We start from the raw sequence: 16,407 nt of genomic DNA on the forward strand, positions 1-16,407 counted from the left end.
GGCGGTGAACGCCAGGTGCTCGGTCTTGACGCCGCCGATGGTCGACTGCCCGACCCAGAGGGCGCTCGCGAGATCCTTGGTGAGGAAGGCATAGGGGTCGGCGACCAGCAGGTCGAGGAAGGGCGCCGTGGCATCGGAGCCCGGCTGCACGCTCTGCATCAAGGCCTCGATGGCACCGCCGGCAGCCTCGCGTCGCGCATAGAACTTGCGGTCGGCCCCGACCACGGTGACCGTCTTGCCGTCGTAGTAGCTGTCGCTCGGGAACAGGTCGCCGCGTGCCTCCACGAAGAGCTTGTCGGGCCGCTGCATCACCACGCGCGAGGCTGCGAACAGGCTCACGTACTGCCCTGTGGGCGAAGGGGTCGGGACGATGCCGCGCACCTTGAAGCTCAGCGTCCTGGCGCCGGCGAGCGTGTCGCCCATGGCCTTGAGCAAGGCCAGCGCGCGTTCGTCCTTGACAGGCGCGGCAGCAGCGGTGGCCGCGGGCTTGGAGGCATCCTGCGCGAAGGCCGCGCGGTCGACGGCCAGCAGCGCGATCGCTGCGAGCAGCGCCGCGCCGGCTCGGCGGCCGAATCGAGGGAGAGGAACTTTCATTGGCGTTGCTCCACGAAGGGGAACCATGGGATGAGGGCGCGCGCTCAGCGCAGCTTGCCCTCGGTGCGCTGGCGCGAAAAGGCCACCTCGAAGGTCTGCTTGGCCACCGCCTGGAAGTACTCGCCCACCAGTCGGTCGCTGGCCGGGTCGTAGCGCAGCGTGTAGGTCGAGCCGCCGTAGCCGCCGGCCTGCAATTCGAAGGCGGCGCGCACGGTGCCGCCCCCCTGCGTGGCCTGGGCCTTTGCGAAGGGCAAGGGGTTCGGGTTGAAGTAGGACGCGGTGAGCTCGCCCGTCTTGCCGACTTCGCGGATCAGGATGATGTAGTTGCCGTCGCTGCGTTTCCATGCGCCTTCGAGCACATCGAGGCCGGCCTTGGCCGGGCCGGCCCCGGGGGCCGGCCCCTGCGCGAAGGCGGGCGCCGCCGCCGTCATGAGGGCGGCGAGCACGAGCCCGAGGCCTGTCGGCTTCCAGGGCTGCCGCATCAGTCGCGCGCCTTGGCGACCATCTGCTCGGCCTGGCGTTGTTCCGACGCCGTGAGCTGCGACTTGCCGAGCGTGATGACCAGCTTGTCGATCTTGCCGTTGAAGGCGAAGGGCAGCTGGTAGTCCTTGGCGTTGAGCTCGGTGTAGAGGTCGGTGCCCACGTCGAAGGTCTCGTCCGACACCTGCAGGAACGCGATCGAGTTGGGCTGCTTGCCGGTGGCCACCACCTTGCCGTCGACCTTCAGCACGCCGCTGCCGCCTTTGGCGATGCCGGGGCCGTCGTAGGTGTAGTCGAACTCGATGCTGTGCTTGCCGGGCGCGAGCGCCTCCTGGCCGACCCAGCGGTAGTGCGCGAGGATGAGCATGTTGTAGTCGAAGATGGGCTTGCCATCGACGATGTACAGGCCCCATCCGCCCCAGCGTCCGCCCAGCGTGGCGAGCACGCCCTTGCCGCCGCCCTGCGGGATCTCGACATCGGCCTTGATGTTGTACGACTTGCCCAGGATGTTCGGGGCGTTGGCGACCGGGATGCCCGGGTTGACGCCGGTGTAGGTGAACACCGAGCGGCCCGCGGTCGTGCTCGGGCGCGGCTCGACCGCACGGGCGAACGACCGGTTGTCCAGCGGCAGCACCTGGTACTTGGCCGCCTCCTGCACGAACAGCGCCTGCATCTCCTTGAGCTTCTCGGGCATTTTCGCGGCGAGGTCGTTGGCCTGCGAATAGTCTTCCTTGATGTTGTACAGCTCCCACTTGTAGTCGGCGATCGGGGGCAGCGGCGCATTCAGGATCCACGGCCCGTGCGGCGGCGTCGTGTTCGCGTACCAGCCGTCGTGGTAGATCCCGCGGTTGGCGATCATCTCGAAATACTGCGTCTTGCGTGTCGACGGCGCATTGGCATTCGCCTTGTCGAAGGTGTAGGCCATGCTCGTGCCTTCGATCGGCTTCTGCTTGATGCCGTCGACCATGTCGGGCGCCTTGATGCCCGTGGCTTCGAGGATGGTCGGAACGATGTCGATCACGTGATGGAACTGTGTGCGGATGCCGCCCGCATCCTTGATGCGGTTGGGCCACGAGATCGCCAGCCCCTGGCGCGTGCCGCCGAAGTGCGAGCCGATCTGCTTGGTCCACTTGAACGGCGTGTCGAAGGCCCAGGACCACGCCACCGCCATGTGCGGATAGGTCGCGGCCGAGCCCCAGGCCTCGTAGAACTTGAGTTGCTCGGCGACCGGGAAGTCGAGGATGCCGTTGTACGAGGTCCACTGGTTGGGCGTGCCGCTCAGGGTGCCCTCGGGGCTGGTGCCGTTGTCGCCGACGATGTAGATGATCAGCGTGTTGTCGAGCTGGCCCATGTCCTCGACCTGCTGGATCACGCGCCCGATCTCGAAGTCGGTGTAGGCCGCGTAGCCCGCGAACACCTCCGCCTGGCGCGCGAACAGCTTCTTCTGGTCGGCGCTCAGCGACTCCCACTTGGGCAGGCTGTCGGGCCAGTCGGTCAGCTTGGCTTCCGGGGGAATCACGCCCAGCCGCTTCTGGTTGGCGAAGATTTCCTCGCGCAGCGCGTTCCAGCCCTTGTCGAACTTGCCCTTGAAGGGAGCGACGAATTCAGGCTTGGGGTTGTGCGGCGAGTGCGTGCCGCCCGGCGCGTAGTACACGAACCACGGCGACTCGGGCGCCGAGGCCTTGACGCCCTGCATGTAGTTGATGGCCTCGTCCGCCATGTCGGTGATCAGGTTGTAGCCCTGCTTGCCGATCCACGGAAAGATCTGCCGGTTGTTCTGGAACAGGTAGGGCGTCCACTGGTCGGTCTCGCCGCCCTGGAAGCCGTAGAAATAATCGAAGCCCATGCCCGACGGCCACTGGTCGAAGGGGCCGGCCTTGCTGTACTGGAAGTCCGGCGTGTTGTGGTTCTTGCCGAACCACGAGGTGGCATAGCCATTGCCCTTGAGCAGCGCGCCGATGGTTGCGTTGTCGGGGCCGATGATCGAGTCGTAGCCCGGGAAGCCGGTCGACAGCTCGGTGATGACGCCGAAGCCCACCGAGTGGTGGTTGCGGCCCGTCAGCAGCGCGGCGCGCGTGGGCGAGCACAGGGCCGTGGAATTGAACTGCGTGTAGCGCAGGCCGGACTTGGCGACGCGATCCAGGGCCGGCGTGGGCACCACGCCGCCGAAGGTGCCGCTGACGCCATAGCCTTGGTCGTCCGTCATGATCAGCAGCACGTTCGGGGCGCCCTTGGGGGGCACGACCCGCGGCGGCCACCAGACCTTGGAGCCCGTGAGCGTTTCCTTGATCGTGCCGCCGAAAGGCATTTCGGGCGCCGGGACCTGGTTGCCCGGAATCGTCACGGTGGCGCTCGGCGCGCCCAGGTCGCCGGTGATCACCTGGGCGGCGACGGGCACCGTGACCAGGGCAGCGGACAGCACGGCAGCCGCCGCCTGCACGCCGCCCATGAGGAACTTGCGATCTCTTTGCATTCGACCTCCATTCGATAGTTGAAGTGGACCAGGGAAAAAACGGTGATGTCTGTCGATTCGCGGGCCGGCTCACGGCGGGGACCGGCCCTGGACTGCGAGCTCGATCGCGTCCAGCAGATCCCTGCTGCGAAACGGCTTGGCCAGATAGCCCGATGCACCGCGGCGCATCGCCTCGTTGCGCACCTCGATCGAGTCGTGGGCTGTGACCAGGACGACCGGCGGCCAGTGCCCGCGCGTGCGCAGCGCCGTCAGCAGGTCGAGTCCGGAGATGCCCGGCAGCTTGTAGTCGCTCACCACGCAGGCGGCGAAGGCTGCTCGGCCATCGGCGAGCAGCGCCTCCGAGGAGGCATAGGCCTCGGTCTTGAAACCGGCCGCATTGAGCAGGCGCTGGATCGCCTGGCGCATGCTGTCGTCGTCTTCAACCACGAGGATCACACCGGTGAGGGACAGGGGCATGGGGGGCGATCGTGCTTCGGCCGTGGGAGCTTTGGCGGTCATTCCCAGCCGAAGATCCGCTTCCAGTCGTTCTTCATGCTGATCACCACCCAGCCGCGCCGCTTCGCCTCGGCGCCCAGCGCGTCACTGAAGGTGCCGACCTTGGAGGCGGGGCCGTAGGCATATTCACGGACCGCGTCGTCGTGGTGCACGAGCACCATGAGCCGTGGGCCATCGCCGGCCTGGACATACTCGAGCATCTGCTGGTCGCCGACCGAATTGCCAAAGGCGGCCACGGGTCGCCGACCGATCATCTGGTGGATCGCGATCGGCTTGCCGGTCTTGTCGTCCACATAGAGCATCTTGTGCGTCTTCGTGAGCACCGCCTTGCCGTCCTTGGCGTAGCCGAACGAGGTTTCGGCCGCCGAGCCGATCACCTGCTCGGGCGGGATGCCGTACACCTTCTGCGCGTACTCGCGCACGAAGTCCTGGCCGCCGCCGGTGGCGAAGTAGGTCTTGTAGCCGTTGGCGCGCATGTACTGCATGACCTCCAGCATCGGCTGGAACACGAGTTCGGTGTAGGGCCGCTTGAAGCGAGGATGCTTCGCGCTGGCGAGCCAGTCGGCCACGATGGTGCGGAACTCGTCCACCGTCAGGCCGCTGTGGGTGAGCGCCGCCGCGACCTTGAGCAGATCCTCGTTGGTGAGCTTCGCGATCGCCGCCTGATTGCCCGACATGATGGTCTTGAAGGGCTCGACGAGCTTCAGACGCGGACGCTTGGCGAGCTCGACCGCGAGCCGATCGAAGGCGAACATCGCCTCCGCGTAGTTGGGCTGTTCGACCCAGGTCGTGCCGTCCTGGTCGAAGGTGGCGATGCGCGCGTCGGGATCGACGAATCTGGGGCTGGCCTTGTCCGTGGTGTCCTTGACGAAGGCGATGATCGCCTGTTTGGCGGCGCCGTCGTTCCAGGAAGGCAGCGGATCGGTCTGCGCCCGCGCGAGCGGGGCCAGCACCCACAGCGTGACCAGCGCCAGGCCGTGCATCCAGGCGACCACCCGGCGGCGCGCCGTTGCCGGCAGCGACCGTGCTGCAATGGAAGATGGACCGGAGGCTTTCATGGCTGAGCTTTCCTTTTTCCGATGGACGGTCGACGATCTCGGCCGATCATTGCGCGCACGTGATTGCAATGAAATCGGGTCGGAGGGCAGTTCGGTTGCCCGAAAGGGAAGCGCCTCGCGCCGTGTCTCAGTTCTCGTGGCGCGCGCTGTGCACCAGCAATGCCGCGATGACCGCATGCAGCACGACCGCGGGCCACAAGAGCCACCCGACTGGCCCATGGGCGGTGCCGAGCCAGCCCAGGAAGAGGGCAGCCGTGGCGTTGTAGGCCAGCATGGCGCGGGCCCCGTTGGACGCGATGAACGAGGCGCGGCGGCCCGGCCAGCAGGCCCAGCCGAGCATCGCCAACGCGATGCCGCACAACCTGGCGATCGCCAGCGCCACGCCTTCGGATTCGGCGCCGAGCAGCAGGCGGATGACGAGCGCCGGCACCAGCAGCAACGCGAGACCGGTGACGCCCTCGACGATCGAGGCCAGGCGGAGGATCGTGGCGAGCCGCCCGCGCGGCGCCGGCGTCATGCGCCGGGCTCCTGTCGCACGACGCAGCGAAAGCCCAGGTGCGAGGTCGAGGTGTCGATCGGCTGTGGCATGCGCGCGGCCGGCCGGTAGCGGCGGCAGTAGTTCGGCGCGCACAGGTGCGAGCCGCCCTTCATGACCTTGCGCGGGATCGGCAGCTCGGGCATGGCGGGGTCGAAGCTCTGTGCCTTCGGCGCGCCGCGCGGGTTCACGGGGATGCAGCAGGCCTTCTGCTTCTCGTCGGGATGGCGCGGCGCGTACCAGGTCTGGGTCCATTCCCACACGTTGCCGGTCATGTCGTAGAGGCCCCAGCCGTTGGACGCGTAGCTCGCGACCGGCGAGGTGCCGACGAAGCCGTCCGCGGCCAGGTTCTGCCACGGGAACTCGCCCTGCCATGTGTTGGCCTGGTGCACGCCGCCCGGCGCGAGCTCGTCGCCCCAGGCGTATTCGGCGCCGTCGAGCCCGCCGCGCGCGGCGAACTCCCACTCGGCCTCGGTCGGGATCTGCTTGCCGGCCCATTGCGCATAGGCCTCGACGTCGCTCCACGCCACGTGCACCACCGGGTGGTCGTCCTTGCCCACCAGGCTGCTGCCCGGGCCTTGCGGCTGGCGCCAGTTGGCATTGGGGACGAAGCCCCACCAGCGGAAGTGGTCGTGCAAGCTCACGCGCCCTGGCGGCGGCACGAAGACCGAGGACGCGGCCTTGAGCATCTCGGGCAATGCGCCGGGGTAGTCCTTGGGATTGGGCGGAATCTCGCAGAAGGTGGTGTGGCCCGTGGCCTCGACGAAGGCCCTGAACTGCGCGTTGGTGATCGGTGTCGCATCCATCCAGAAGCCGTCGACCTTCACGCGGTGCGCGGGCTTCTCTTCCGGGTAGTGGTGGTCGGAGCCCATGCGGAAGGTGCCGCCGGGGATCCACAGCATGCCGGGGTGCGGTGCCGCGGAAGGTGCTTCGATCGGTCTGGAGACGGTGTCGGTTGTCATGCGCGCGCTCAGAACTTGAACCCGGCCCCGAAGTACAGCCCGCCCATCGCCACCTTGTCGAGCAGCGCGTCGTCGCGCCGGTAGTCGAGATAGCGGTAGCCGAACTTCAGCGAGGTGGTGGGCGAGTACTGGTAGCTCGCGCCTGCGATGGCCTGCCAGCTCGAGCTCGAGCCGCCTTCGCCGATGTCGAGGTAGCCGAGCAGCGACCACTTGTCGCCGACCGGCACGATGGCGCGCACGCCGACGATGCCGTTGGTCGAGCCGCCCGACTCCTCGAGTTGGCGGTTGAGGCCGGGCGGCCTCGGCGAGATATCGACGCTCGTCTTCGCATCGACATAGCGAACGCCGGCCAGCAGGTCGACCGCCGCCGGGCCTTCGACTACGCGGTAGAAGCCCGCGAGGGTCGCGATGGTTTGCTCGAACTTGACGTTGTAGCCGCCCAGCAGGCCACCGGCATACTGGTTGCCCACGCCCAGCTTGACGTACTGCACGTCGAGCAGGCCGCCCCAGGCGCCCTTGCGCGCCTCGAGCGTGCCCATGGCGCCGAAGTCCAGCGCCTCGAGGACGCTCTCGGAGCTCACGCTCAGCGTGTTGCCCGGCAAGGGCCCGAGCTTCAAGTCCGACTTGATGCCCGCGAGCCAGAGGTAGGGAACGAACTCGAGTTGCCAGTCATTGGCCGAGGCCGGGCCGCTCTGCGCCGCGGCGGGCAGGCAGGCCAGCACGGCCGCGCAGGCGGCCAGCGTCTTCTTGAAGTGCTTTGGTGTGCTCATTGCGGTGGCTGGGTCTTGAGCTCGGCCAGTCGGCGCGCAAAGGCGGCCGACCATTTGTTGAAGGCGTCCTGGGCGTAGCTCCAGGCCGTGAAGGAGCTGACGTAGCCGTTCATCCATGCCTCCGCAGCAGTGGTGGCATCGCCCTTGAGATCGGCCGCGTACTTCAATCCGATCTGGGTGTCGGCGCATTCGGCCAGCACGTTGCCGGTGGCGCCATCGCGGAACTGGGCCTCGAGCCCTGTCTTGCCGAGGTAGGGCGTCGAGCCCGGCGGCCGGCCGGTGGCGGCGCCCGAGCCCATCTCGGCCACGAAGCCGTAGGGCACCGCGGTGCCCGCCAGGCTGGCGAGCTGGTTGGTCGGCACCAGCGAGGTCAAGGCGAGGCGCACGCGCAACACGCCGGGCCCGGCGGCATCGACGATCTTGACGCTGGGCGAGAGGTTCTTCACCAGCGCGCTGTGGAAGTAGTCGATCAGCGCTTTCAAGTCGCTCGGATCGATCGGGCTCTGCTCGTTGGCGGGCGTCACATACACCTTGATGCGCTCGATCATGACCTTGTCGTAGATCCGCCAGTCGACGCCCGGCTGGCGCCAGCACAGGAAGCCGCCGTTGGCAGGCTGGGCCTTGAGCTTGGCCGGGTCCGAGAGGAAGCCGACGTTCGACACCTTTGCGATGTTGTTTTCGGAGGCCGTGATGTTGGCGTTGCCCGAGCCTGGCGCGGCGCAGCCGGTGGCGAGGAGCGCCATCGCAGCCGCCGCAAGGCAGGCCGGCAGCGCAGCGCGTTGGAATCGGAACTTCATCGAATTCCCTGGTGGTTGGATGCGGCGGCCGCTCATGGCGCGCCGACGACGGTGTAGTAGACGCCGTTGGCGCCATAGAAAGGCCGAAACCAGCTGTCGCCGACCTGGTAGTAGTCGGTGCCGTAGCGGTTGACCATCACCGCGCCGGCCGGCACCGTGGCGTAGCTCACGCCCATCGGATACACCGCGCCGCGGTTGGCGTTCGCGATGGCCGCGCCGGCCGCCACGCCGACCACCGCGCCGGCGGCCACGGCTCCCGCGCAGTCGTAGCAGCCCGCGTGGTAGTAGGGAACCGCCACCGGTGCGTGATAGGGCGCATAGCCGGCAGCGCCATAGGCTGGCGGCCGATAGGCGCTGTAGCCGCCCGCGGTGGTGTGGACCGCGCCGTAGCCCGCCACGCCGGTGGTGGTGCCGCCCATGGCGTTGGTGTGGGTGGTGGCGCCGTCCCAGCTGTGCGAGGTGCTGCCGCCCCAGGCATTGGTGTGCTCGGCGCCGCCCCAGCCGCCCGAGGAATGGCCGCCGAAGCGGTTGGCGCTGGCCCAGGCGTTGGCCTGGCCATGGAGTCCGGCGTACAGCAGCAGGCCGGCCAGCAGCGGCAGCAGGGTCTTCCTTGTGGAGGTGGGGGTCATGGTGTCCACCGTTCAGGGGGCCTTGGCGGCGCCAGCGGCCTTGCCGGACTTCCGGGCGGGCGCCACCGGCTTGGGCGCGGCAAAGGCGATCTTCCTCGCGTTGGCGGCGTTCATCGCCGCGAAGGCCTCGGCGGCGATCACCGGGTCGAGCTTCCAGTTCGACAGCTCGACCTGGTGGCGCAGCTGCAGCGGGTCGCCGCGGAACACCGCGCGCATCTTGCGCGGCAGCTTGTCGTCGGCGCCGATCCAGATCTGGATGAAGACCTGGTCACTCGCGATTGCGACCATGTCGGTGGTGGTGCCGCCGACGACCTTGGATTGACCGATGTAGAAGGCCTTGCCGAGGCCCTCCGTGAGGGCCTGGAACGGGTCGGCGCCCACGATGTCGGCGAACGGGAAGTAGATCGCGGCGTTGTCGAAGGCCTGCTTCAGCATGGCGTCGATGGTCGACGGCGCCGGTGCCACGGCGACGAGGTTCTCGGCTGGCGCGAAGGCCGTGATGGTCTTGCCGTCGTAATAGAACTCGGAGGCCGGGCCGTCGCCGAGGGTCACCACGCGCAGCCGGTCGGGTCGTTGCAGCAGCACCTCGGAGGTGGTGCCGTAGGCCAGCGCCGGGCCGACGCTGCTCGGGCTCTCATAGGTGGTGACCGCCGTGAAGGCAAGCGATTTGGCGCTGGTGAGGCTGGTGCTCATCGCGCGCAGCAGGTCCATGGCGCGGGCCTCGAGCTGCGGCGCCTTGGGCTGGGCCTTGGCCGCGCGGGCGGGCTTGGCGGGGGCGGTGGTCTGGGCGGCGACGCCGGTTCCCAGCAAGGTGGCCGCTGCCAACATCAGCGCGGCGGTGATTCGGGACCGGACCATGGATAGCTCCTGGAATAAGGCGATGAAAAAAGCGACAAAAAGCCGGCGGCCCTGCGTGGACCCTTGGGCGATCATCATCCTCAGCACGGCGGCGCTCGTGAATCGGGTGCGAGGGCAACTCGGTTGCCCGAAGGGGAAGCAACGCGGCGGCGCGGCGCGGTTAGAGTGGACGTCCTTCGAGAAAGCGCTTTCTTGACAGGCCTGATGACAGTGCCCACGAACCTCCGCCGTCGCTCGCGCGCCGGCCTTCGCGCCTGCTTTGCTGCCGGTGTGGTGCTGCTGCTCGCAGGCTGCGCGTCACGGCCGATCAACCCGCCGATGGTGCATGCCGACCCGAGCCGCGGCTATCGCTACGAGACGCGCCCGGCGCCCGAACGCGACAAGGAAAATCTGGTCATCCTGGCCTTTTCGGGGGGCGGCACGCGCGCCGCGGCCTTCTCCTATGGCGTACTCGAGTTTCTGCGACGCACCGAGGTGGTGGGCCCGCAGGGCCGCAAGGGCAGACTGATCGATCAGGTCGACGTCATCACGGGGGTGTCCGGCGGCAGCTTCACCGCCCTGGCCTACGGCCTCTACGGGGACCGGCTGTTCGACGACTACGTGCAGCGTTTCCTCAAGCGCGACGTGCAGGGCGACCTGATCGCGCGGGCCTTCAAGCCCGACTACTGGGTCGACCTCGGGTCGACCGGCTGGGGACGCTCCGAACTGGCGGCCCAGCTCTACGACGAAATCCTGTTCAAGGGTGCCACCTTCGGCGACCTGGTCCGCGGCAAAGGTCCGCTGGTGCTGGCCTCGGCCACCGACATCTCGACCGGCGCGCGCCTGGTCTTCCAGCAGAGCGTGTTCGACGTGATGTGCTCGGACCTGAGCGCGGTGTCGCTGTCGCGCGCCGCGGCGGCCTCTTCCGCGGTGCCGGTCGTGCTGTCGCCGGTCACGCTGAACAACTACGGCGGCACCTGCGGCTATCGCTTGCCTCCTTGGGCCAGGACTTTCGACGGCGAGGTCGCCCCGCCGCGGCCGGCCGCGCGCGCGATCCGCTCGATCGACTCGATGGCGGGGCTCGGAGACGGCGCCGAGCGACCCTTCGTGCACCTCGTGGATGGCGGTGTCTCCGACAACGTCGGCATGCGCGGCGTGCTCGATGCGTTGGAGCTGCTCGAGGCGCTGCACGAGGCCGGCCTGCCGACACCGCTTGACCATGTGCGGCGGGTGGTGGTCTTCATCGTCAACTCGCTGTCGACGCCGCCCACGCACTGGGACCGATCGGCAAGGCCGCCCGGCACCGTCGAGATCCTGCTGAAGGCGAGCGGGGTGCCGATCGATCACAATTCCTACGAAGCCGTGGAGCTGCTGCGCGACACCGCGGCGCGCTGGCAGACGATGAGGCGAATCCGCGAGTCGGCCGCGATGGCGGCCAACAAGGACCCTGCGATCGCGCAGCTCATGCGCGTGCCCGATGCAGAGATCTATGCCATCGACGTGTCCTTCGCTGCGCTGAAGGATCGCGGCGAGCGCGCCTACCTCAACAGCCAGCCGACCAGCTTTCACCTGCCCGACGAGGCCGTCGACCGGTTGCGGGCCGCTGCTTCGACGCTGATCCTCGATTCGCCGGAGTTCGCGCGCCTGCTCAAGGATGCAGGCAGCGCTTTGGTGCCGCACCCCCCTTAGTCGACCGTCCTTCCGTGGTGGAACTCCAAGGCCGGGCCGTTGCCCAGCGTCACGACTCGCAGACGGTCGGGCCGCTGCAGCAGCACCTCGGAGATGGTGGCGTAGGCCAGCGGCGGGCCGACGCGGCTCGGACGCTTGCAGGGGGTGACGGCGGTGAAGGCCAGCGACTTCGCGCCCGTGAGGCTGGCGCTCATCGCGTGCAGCAGGTCCATGGCCGGGACCTCGAGCTGCGGCGGCTTGGCCTGGGCCTTGGCCGTGCGCGCGCGTTTCGCAGGGGCCGTGGTCGGGGCGGCAACGCCGGTCGCCAGAAGGTGGCCGCGGCGAGCACAGGGCAACAGTGGATCGGGACCGGAGCATGAAGCGCTCCTTGGACGAAGCAACGAAGAGCCGGAAGCCTTGAAAGCACCCTCGGCCGGCCATCATTTGTGACACCGAGACAATCGTGAGTCGGGTGCGAGGGCAACTCGATTGCCCGAAGGGGAACCGCCGCTATGGCCGCTCCGACATCGATCCCCCCGTCGCCCGAGTTCGCGCGTCTGCTCAAGATGCGGGCAGCACTCTGGCGATGCCCGGACCCTGGTCGGAAGCCACCTGCCGCAGCCGTTCGTCGAGTCGCCCCAGTTCGGCCGCGGAGTCGGCGCCGAGCTTGTGCATGAGCTGCGAGCGATGCGTCTTCACCGTGCGCTCGCTCGTGTCGAGATCCTCCGCAATCTGCTTGTTGAGCTTGCCTGCGACGATGCGATCAAAGACCTCCCGCTCACGTGGTGTCAGTGTCGCAAACAGCGCTTTGAGACCTTGCTGTTCCGCACGCGCGGTGCGCCGCGCGTCATCGCGCGCGAGCGCCCGACCAATGGCTGCAAGCAGTGCTTCGCTCTGCGCGGGTTTCTGCAGGAAATCGACCGCGCCGGCCTTCATCGCCCGCACGCTCGAGGGGATGTCGGAGCGGCCGCTCAGGAACACCACCGGCAGCTGGCAGCCGTGTTGCTGCAGCACGTCCTGCAGTTCCAGACCCGAAGGTCCGGGCAGGTTGACGTCGAGCAGGAGGCAGCCCGGACGGTCGGGTACCGGATGCAGCAGGAACTCGCCGGTATCGGCATAGCCTCGGCTGTCGAAGCCGGCTGCATCCAGCAGCCGCAGCAGTGCCGCGCGCAGCGAAGCATCGTCGTCGACCACATGGATCAGGGGTTTCACGTCCATCGGTATTCTTTCGGTGCCGCGCCGTCGATGCCGGGCGACGGCAGATCCACATGAAAGACGGTGCCCTTGCCTGGCGTGCTGTCGACCCGCAGGCGGCCGCCGTGCGCATCCACGATCGATCGGGAGATCGACAGGCCCAGGCCCATGCCGCGGCTCTTGGTGCTGAAGAAGGAATCGAAGAGTCGGGGCAGGTGGGCCGGTTCGATGCCGTGGCCGCGATCGCTCACGCTGAGCGTGAGGTGTTCGGGATGGCGCGCGGTCGACACCACGATCGTGCGCCGGCTGTCGGGCAGGTCGCCCAACGCATCCATCGCATTGAGCAGCAGGTTGATCAGCACCTGTTGGATCTGGATGCGGTCACCGAGGATCTGCATCGGGCTCGGGCCGGGTCGCTGCACGAGATTGATCGCGCGCCGGCGCGCTTCGCCCTCGACCATCGCGCAGCCCTGATCGACCGCCTCGTTGAGCTCGATCGGATGGCGTGCCGCCACGTGCTTGGCGAGCAGCGAGCGCAGCCGCGCGATGACGTCACTCGCGCGCAGGTCGTCGCGTCGGATGTCGGCCAGGATGTTGCCGATGTCATCGGGTTTCTGCGTTCCCGACTTGACCATGAGCTCCGCCGCCTCGGTGTTGGCGAGGATGGCGGCCAACGGCTGGTTGATCTCGTGCGCGATCGACGCCGTCAGCTCGCCTGCGATTGCCAGGCGCGAGGCATGCGCGAGTTCGCTGCCGCGCTGCACCAGCGTGCCCTCGGCCTTGAGGCGGCGGCGGTGCTCGAGCAGCAGCGCCCCGATCAGCCCGGCTTGCAGCAGCATCACGCCGCCCCCGATCAATGCCGCGGTGCGATAGGCATCCCAGAAGGTGGGCTGCTTGAACTCCACGTAAGCGTCTGGCGGCACATCACTGTCGGCGATGCGCCAGCGTCGGGTCTGCCGCTGGTCGACGCTCAAGTTGTTGCGCGTTCGCTCGGGCAGTTCGAGCGACGACGGTGCCGCACCGTCGAGCAGGGCATTGATGATGTCCCCGGCCTGCCGGCCCATGGCCTCGAAGCGGGGCATCACGCCGCCGACGACGCCCGTCCCAAGGAAGGTGCTGAAGGTGCCGTACACCGGGACGGACGACTTCTCGGCGACCAGCGCGGCAGCGTCGCGCGGCGTGAAGCGCTGCGCGTCGCCGCTTTGATAGAAGCCCGCCGTGACGACCAGGGAATGGGCGTCGAGTTCCGCGAGGCGCTTGCCCAGCACCTCGATCGGCAGGCCCGCGAAGAATTCCGCCTTCACTTGGGGTGGAAGGCCTGTGGCCTTGTCTCTGAACCGGCCTTCCCACTCGAGGTCACGCGGTGTGCTGCCGGTGACGAAAACCAATCGCTGCGTGTTTGGATGCCATCGAAGCGCCTGGTCGATGGTGCCCGTGATCTCGTAGCCAACCGGCACCCCGACGACGTCTGCGGGCAACTTCTCCATCGGCTCCGGAAAGGATGGGAACACCGCCGCATGGACGACCGGCACGTCGGGAAAGAGGTCTTCGCGATGTCGCAAGACGAAGTCCAGCGATTCGCGCGCGACTGCGACGACGACCGACGGCGGATGGTCCGCGTATTTGTCGCGCAGGTAAGTCGTGACCGTGCGCTCATAGCGATCACCGGTGAAGTCGGGGTTGTCGAGGAACTCCGTGAAAACGGTCACGGGCCGCTCGGCGCTGCTCTCCAGGGCGCTGCGCAATCCGGCCTCCACCGCGACATTGCCGGGCACCAGGCGGCCGTTCGAATACAGCACCAGGACCGTGCGGCTCTCCACCGCCATGGCGCCGCCGCCAGACAGCGCCAGCAAGCAAAGCACGACGAGCGGGAAACGGACCCGGTGGGCAATCGGCGTCTTCAAGAACTCTCCGGCTTCGGCATGGCGCTTTCGTGGTTGCGCGCGAACATTAATACAATACGGCTCAGTCGTGCTTGACATTTTGGGCCATTGCATCGTGCGTCCGGCCTATGTCACAGGAGGTGTCGTTTCGATGTCGCGTTCCGTTTCGAAGACCCGGAGCCCGGGCCTTGAGGAGTCTCCGGCGACCGATCCCGGCAGCGTTCGGATTGCCGCACTCGCGGGCGTGCCGGTCGTGCTGCGCGACAAAGGCATCGAACCCGCGCGAGTGCTGGCCGAACTGGGTTTGGCGCCCGACACTTTCGACCATCCTGACAACCGGTTCAGCTACCGCGACGGCGGACAACTTCTGCTGCATTGCGCCGAGCGCACGGGATGCCCCCATTTCGGGTTGCTGGCTGGCCAGTACGCCGATCCGGGTTCGCTCGGAATGCTGGGTGAACTGATTCAGCGGTCGCGCACCGTCGATGCGGCCCTGCACAGTCTGATCGCGCACCTGCATCTCCAGACGCGCGGTGGGGTGCCGACGCACGCGGTCGAAGGCCAGCACGCCACCTTCGGCTATGCGATCTATCTTCGCGACATGCCGGGCACGGCGCAGGCCTACGACCTGGTCGCCGCTTTCGAATTCAACATCCTGCGCGCGCTCTGCGGGCCGCGCTGGTCGCCGACCGAGGTGAGCTTCGCCCATGGCCGGCCTGAGGACCTGGGCCCCTATCGGCACCAGTTCGGATGCCGACTGGTCTTTGATGCCGACCGCACCGAGCTGCGTTTCGATCGCCATTGGCTCGCGCAGCCGCCGCTGGCCTCGGATGCCGAGCGCCATCGACAGCTGCAGCGCGAGATCCTCGCCCAGGAGAGCGTGGCGCCCGAGGCATTGGTGCACCACATCACCGCCACGCTGCGTCGGATGGTGGCGAGCGGGCGCGCGAACGAGAGCCTGCTGTGCGACTTGCTCTCGATGCCCCGGCGCACGCTGCATCGCAAGCTCCAGGCGCAGGGCACCTCCGTGCGCATGCTGCTCGAGGACGTGCGCTACGAATACGCGCGCCAGTTGCTGCTCGACACCGACTTGCCGACGGCGCGGGTGGCGGCGGCGCTGGACTACGCGGATGCGAGCGCCTTCAACCGTGCCTTTCGGCGCTGGACAGATGCCACGCCTGCCGCATGGCGGGAGCGGGCCGTCGCTGGCTCTGGGACGTCAGAACGGCCGCAAGAGCGGCCTTGTGGCCCCCGGTGCAAATCTACCCCGCCCGAAATGCGGCCATGACCACGACCAGCCGAACCGAGGCAAGGACATAGAGGCACAGCAGCATTGTCATTGACAGCTTCGGCCAAGCGAGCGTCGCCAACTGCGCCAGGCCGACCACCAAGTTCGCAATGGTCAGGACGACGCCGATCGCAACCAGCAACCAGCCCGCCACGTTGGTGACGGCAAGCCAGCCGACAAGGCCTGAAGAGTTCCCGTGTTCGTACAGGCCCGCGGCGATGATCAGTGCACACACGATCAGATTTCGGATGTTGTCGAAAACGGAACGGACCATGTCCTTGTCGTAGAGCTTGTGGAAGTTGCGCATGTTGAGTCGTTCGCTGTTCGTCGAAGGGGCGGGCATCAGGCAGGCACAGGCATGGCGACACAGGAATGCCCGTGATCGTCGCCACTCACAGGGGTCGGACCGCGCCCGATAAGCCGCCGTTCTATCAGGAAACGAGCTTGGCAGGCGCAGGCGCCACACGCCTGCGAGAACCTTCGGCAACGGGGATGGTGAGTGAGCCATTGGCGTTGAGCCTTGAGTCCGTCCAGTTGCTCGCCAAATTGGTGCCGTCCGCATTCGGCACCAGGAAGGGGCGCAGGCCGACGAACGCAGTGATCGTGTTGGCCCGCTGACTCTGGGCGCGCCGACGAAGCTCGCCCCCATGCTCAAGCAGGACATGGCGGACAGCTTGAAATCACCGCTGCGGCAACCCAATTCGCAGCCTTGACCGTCGGGTTGCTGCATCGAGTCGCCGTTCG

Annotated in this window: 17 protein-coding genes; 2 read left to right on the forward strand and 15 right to left on the reverse strand. The window is 67.7% G+C overall.

Annotated features, from left to right (window positions below; genetic code table 11):
- From QTI45_RS32960 to QTI45_RS33010, 11 genes are all read right to left on the reverse strand, one after another.
- Window positions 1–594 (reverse strand): DUF2092 domain-containing protein (locus QTI45_RS32960; protein WP_286657360.1); only part of this gene is annotated, 594 nt, incomplete at its 3' end.
- A gap of 44 nt (window positions 595–638) precedes the next feature.
- Window positions 639–1,076: a hypothetical protein gene (locus tag QTI45_RS32965; protein ID WP_286372358.1), complete on the reverse strand. Its 438-nt coding sequence runs from the start codon at window positions 1,074–1,076 to the stop codon at window positions 639–641.
- On the reverse strand, window positions 1,076–3,547 hold the full coding sequence (locus QTI45_RS32970) for an arylsulfatase (RefSeq protein ID WP_286657361.1): 2,472 nt from the start codon (window positions 3,545–3,547) through the stop codon (window positions 1,076–1,078). Before QTI45_RS32970 ends, QTI45_RS32965 begins: the two co-directional genes overlap by 1 nt.
- A 69-nt stretch (window positions 3,548–3,616) precedes the next feature.
- On the reverse strand, window positions 3,617–4,003 hold the full coding sequence (locus tag QTI45_RS32975) for a response regulator transcription factor (RefSeq protein WP_286657362.1): 387 nt from the start codon (window positions 4,001–4,003) through the stop codon (window positions 3,617–3,619).
- Window positions 4,004–4,041: 38 nt separating this feature from the next.
- Window positions 4,042–5,100 carry an HAD family hydrolase gene (locus QTI45_RS32980; RefSeq protein ID WP_286657363.1) on the reverse strand — a complete coding sequence of 353 codons (1,059 nt, stop codon included), beginning with the start codon at window positions 5,098–5,100 and terminating at the stop codon, window positions 4,042–4,044.
- Between the two features lie 127 nt (window positions 5,101–5,227).
- Window positions 5,228–5,617, reverse strand: coding sequence for a hypothetical protein (locus QTI45_RS32985; protein ID WP_286372362.1), 390 nt, complete (start codon window positions 5,615–5,617; stop codon window positions 5,228–5,230).
- Window positions 5,614–6,597: a formylglycine-generating enzyme family protein gene (locus QTI45_RS32990; RefSeq protein ID WP_286657364.1), complete on the reverse strand. Its 984-nt coding sequence runs from the start codon at window positions 6,595–6,597 to the stop codon at window positions 5,614–5,616. Before QTI45_RS32990 ends, QTI45_RS32985 begins: the two co-directional genes overlap by 4 nt.
- Before the next feature lie 8 nt (window positions 6,598–6,605).
- Window positions 6,606–7,367, reverse strand: coding sequence for a YfaZ family protein (locus QTI45_RS32995; RefSeq protein WP_286657365.1), 762 nt, complete (start codon window positions 7,365–7,367; stop codon window positions 6,606–6,608).
- Window positions 7,364–8,164, reverse strand: coding sequence for a DUF3313 domain-containing protein (locus tag QTI45_RS33000; RefSeq protein WP_286372365.1), 801 nt, complete (start codon window positions 8,162–8,164; stop codon window positions 7,364–7,366). Before QTI45_RS33000 ends, QTI45_RS32995 begins: the two co-directional genes overlap by 4 nt.
- A gap of 32 nt (window positions 8,165–8,196) precedes the next feature.
- Complete coding sequence (locus QTI45_RS33005; protein WP_286657366.1) at window positions 8,197–8,793, reverse strand: hypothetical protein; 597 nt, start codon at window positions 8,791–8,793, stop codon at window positions 8,197–8,199.
- 12 nt (window positions 8,794–8,805) lie between these two features.
- Entirely contained in the window at window positions 8,806–9,651 is an 846-nt protein-coding gene (locus QTI45_RS33010) for a DUF2092 domain-containing protein (RefSeq protein ID WP_286657367.1), read from the reverse strand.
- Between the two features lie 204 nt (window positions 9,652–9,855).
- Between QTI45_RS33010 and QTI45_RS33015 the strand changes: the two genes are divergently transcribed.
- Window positions 9,856–11,319, forward strand: coding sequence for a patatin-like phospholipase family protein (locus tag QTI45_RS33015; RefSeq protein WP_286372368.1), 1,464 nt, complete (start codon window positions 9,856–9,858; stop codon window positions 11,317–11,319).
- Here the strand turns inward: QTI45_RS33015 and QTI45_RS33020 are convergent.
- From QTI45_RS33020 to QTI45_RS33030, 3 genes are all read right to left on the reverse strand, one after another.
- Window positions 11,316–11,654, reverse strand: coding sequence for a DUF2092 domain-containing protein (locus tag QTI45_RS33020; protein ID WP_286657368.1), 339 nt, complete (start codon window positions 11,652–11,654; stop codon window positions 11,316–11,318). The two genes, QTI45_RS33015 and QTI45_RS33020, sit on opposite strands and share 4 nt — an antisense overlap.
- A 205-nt stretch (window positions 11,655–11,859) precedes the next feature.
- Window positions 11,860–12,516, reverse strand: a complete 657-nt coding sequence (locus QTI45_RS33025; RefSeq protein ID WP_286657369.1) for a response regulator transcription factor — start codon at window positions 12,514–12,516, stop codon at window positions 11,860–11,862.
- The gene (locus QTI45_RS33030; RefSeq protein WP_286372371.1) at window positions 12,507–14,474 is read right to left on the reverse strand and encodes a sensor histidine kinase; all 1,968 of its coding nucleotides are present in this window, start codon (window positions 14,472–14,474) and stop codon (window positions 12,507–12,509) included. The genes QTI45_RS33025 and QTI45_RS33030 overlap by 10 nt, the downstream gene beginning before the upstream one ends.
- A 52-nt stretch (window positions 14,475–14,526) precedes the next feature.
- Here QTI45_RS33030 and QTI45_RS33035 point away from each other — a divergent pair, with 52 nt between their 5' ends.
- A complete protein-coding gene (locus tag QTI45_RS33035) occupies window positions 14,527–15,663 on the forward strand; it encodes an AraC family transcriptional regulator (RefSeq protein WP_286372372.1) in 1,137 nt (378 codons plus the stop codon).
- Here the strand turns inward: QTI45_RS33035 and QTI45_RS33040 are convergent.
- On the reverse strand, window positions 15,638–15,970 hold the full coding sequence (locus tag QTI45_RS33040) for a hypothetical protein (RefSeq protein WP_286372373.1): 333 nt from the start codon (window positions 15,968–15,970) through the stop codon (window positions 15,638–15,640). The genes QTI45_RS33035 and QTI45_RS33040 overlap by 26 nt on opposite strands.
- Window positions 15,971–16,407: the final 437 nt, after the last annotated feature.

The organism is Variovorax saccharolyticus, assembly GCF_030316765.1.
GTDB classification, from domain to species: Bacteria; Pseudomonadota; Gammaproteobacteria; order Burkholderiales; family Burkholderiaceae_C; genus Variovorax; species Variovorax saccharolyticus.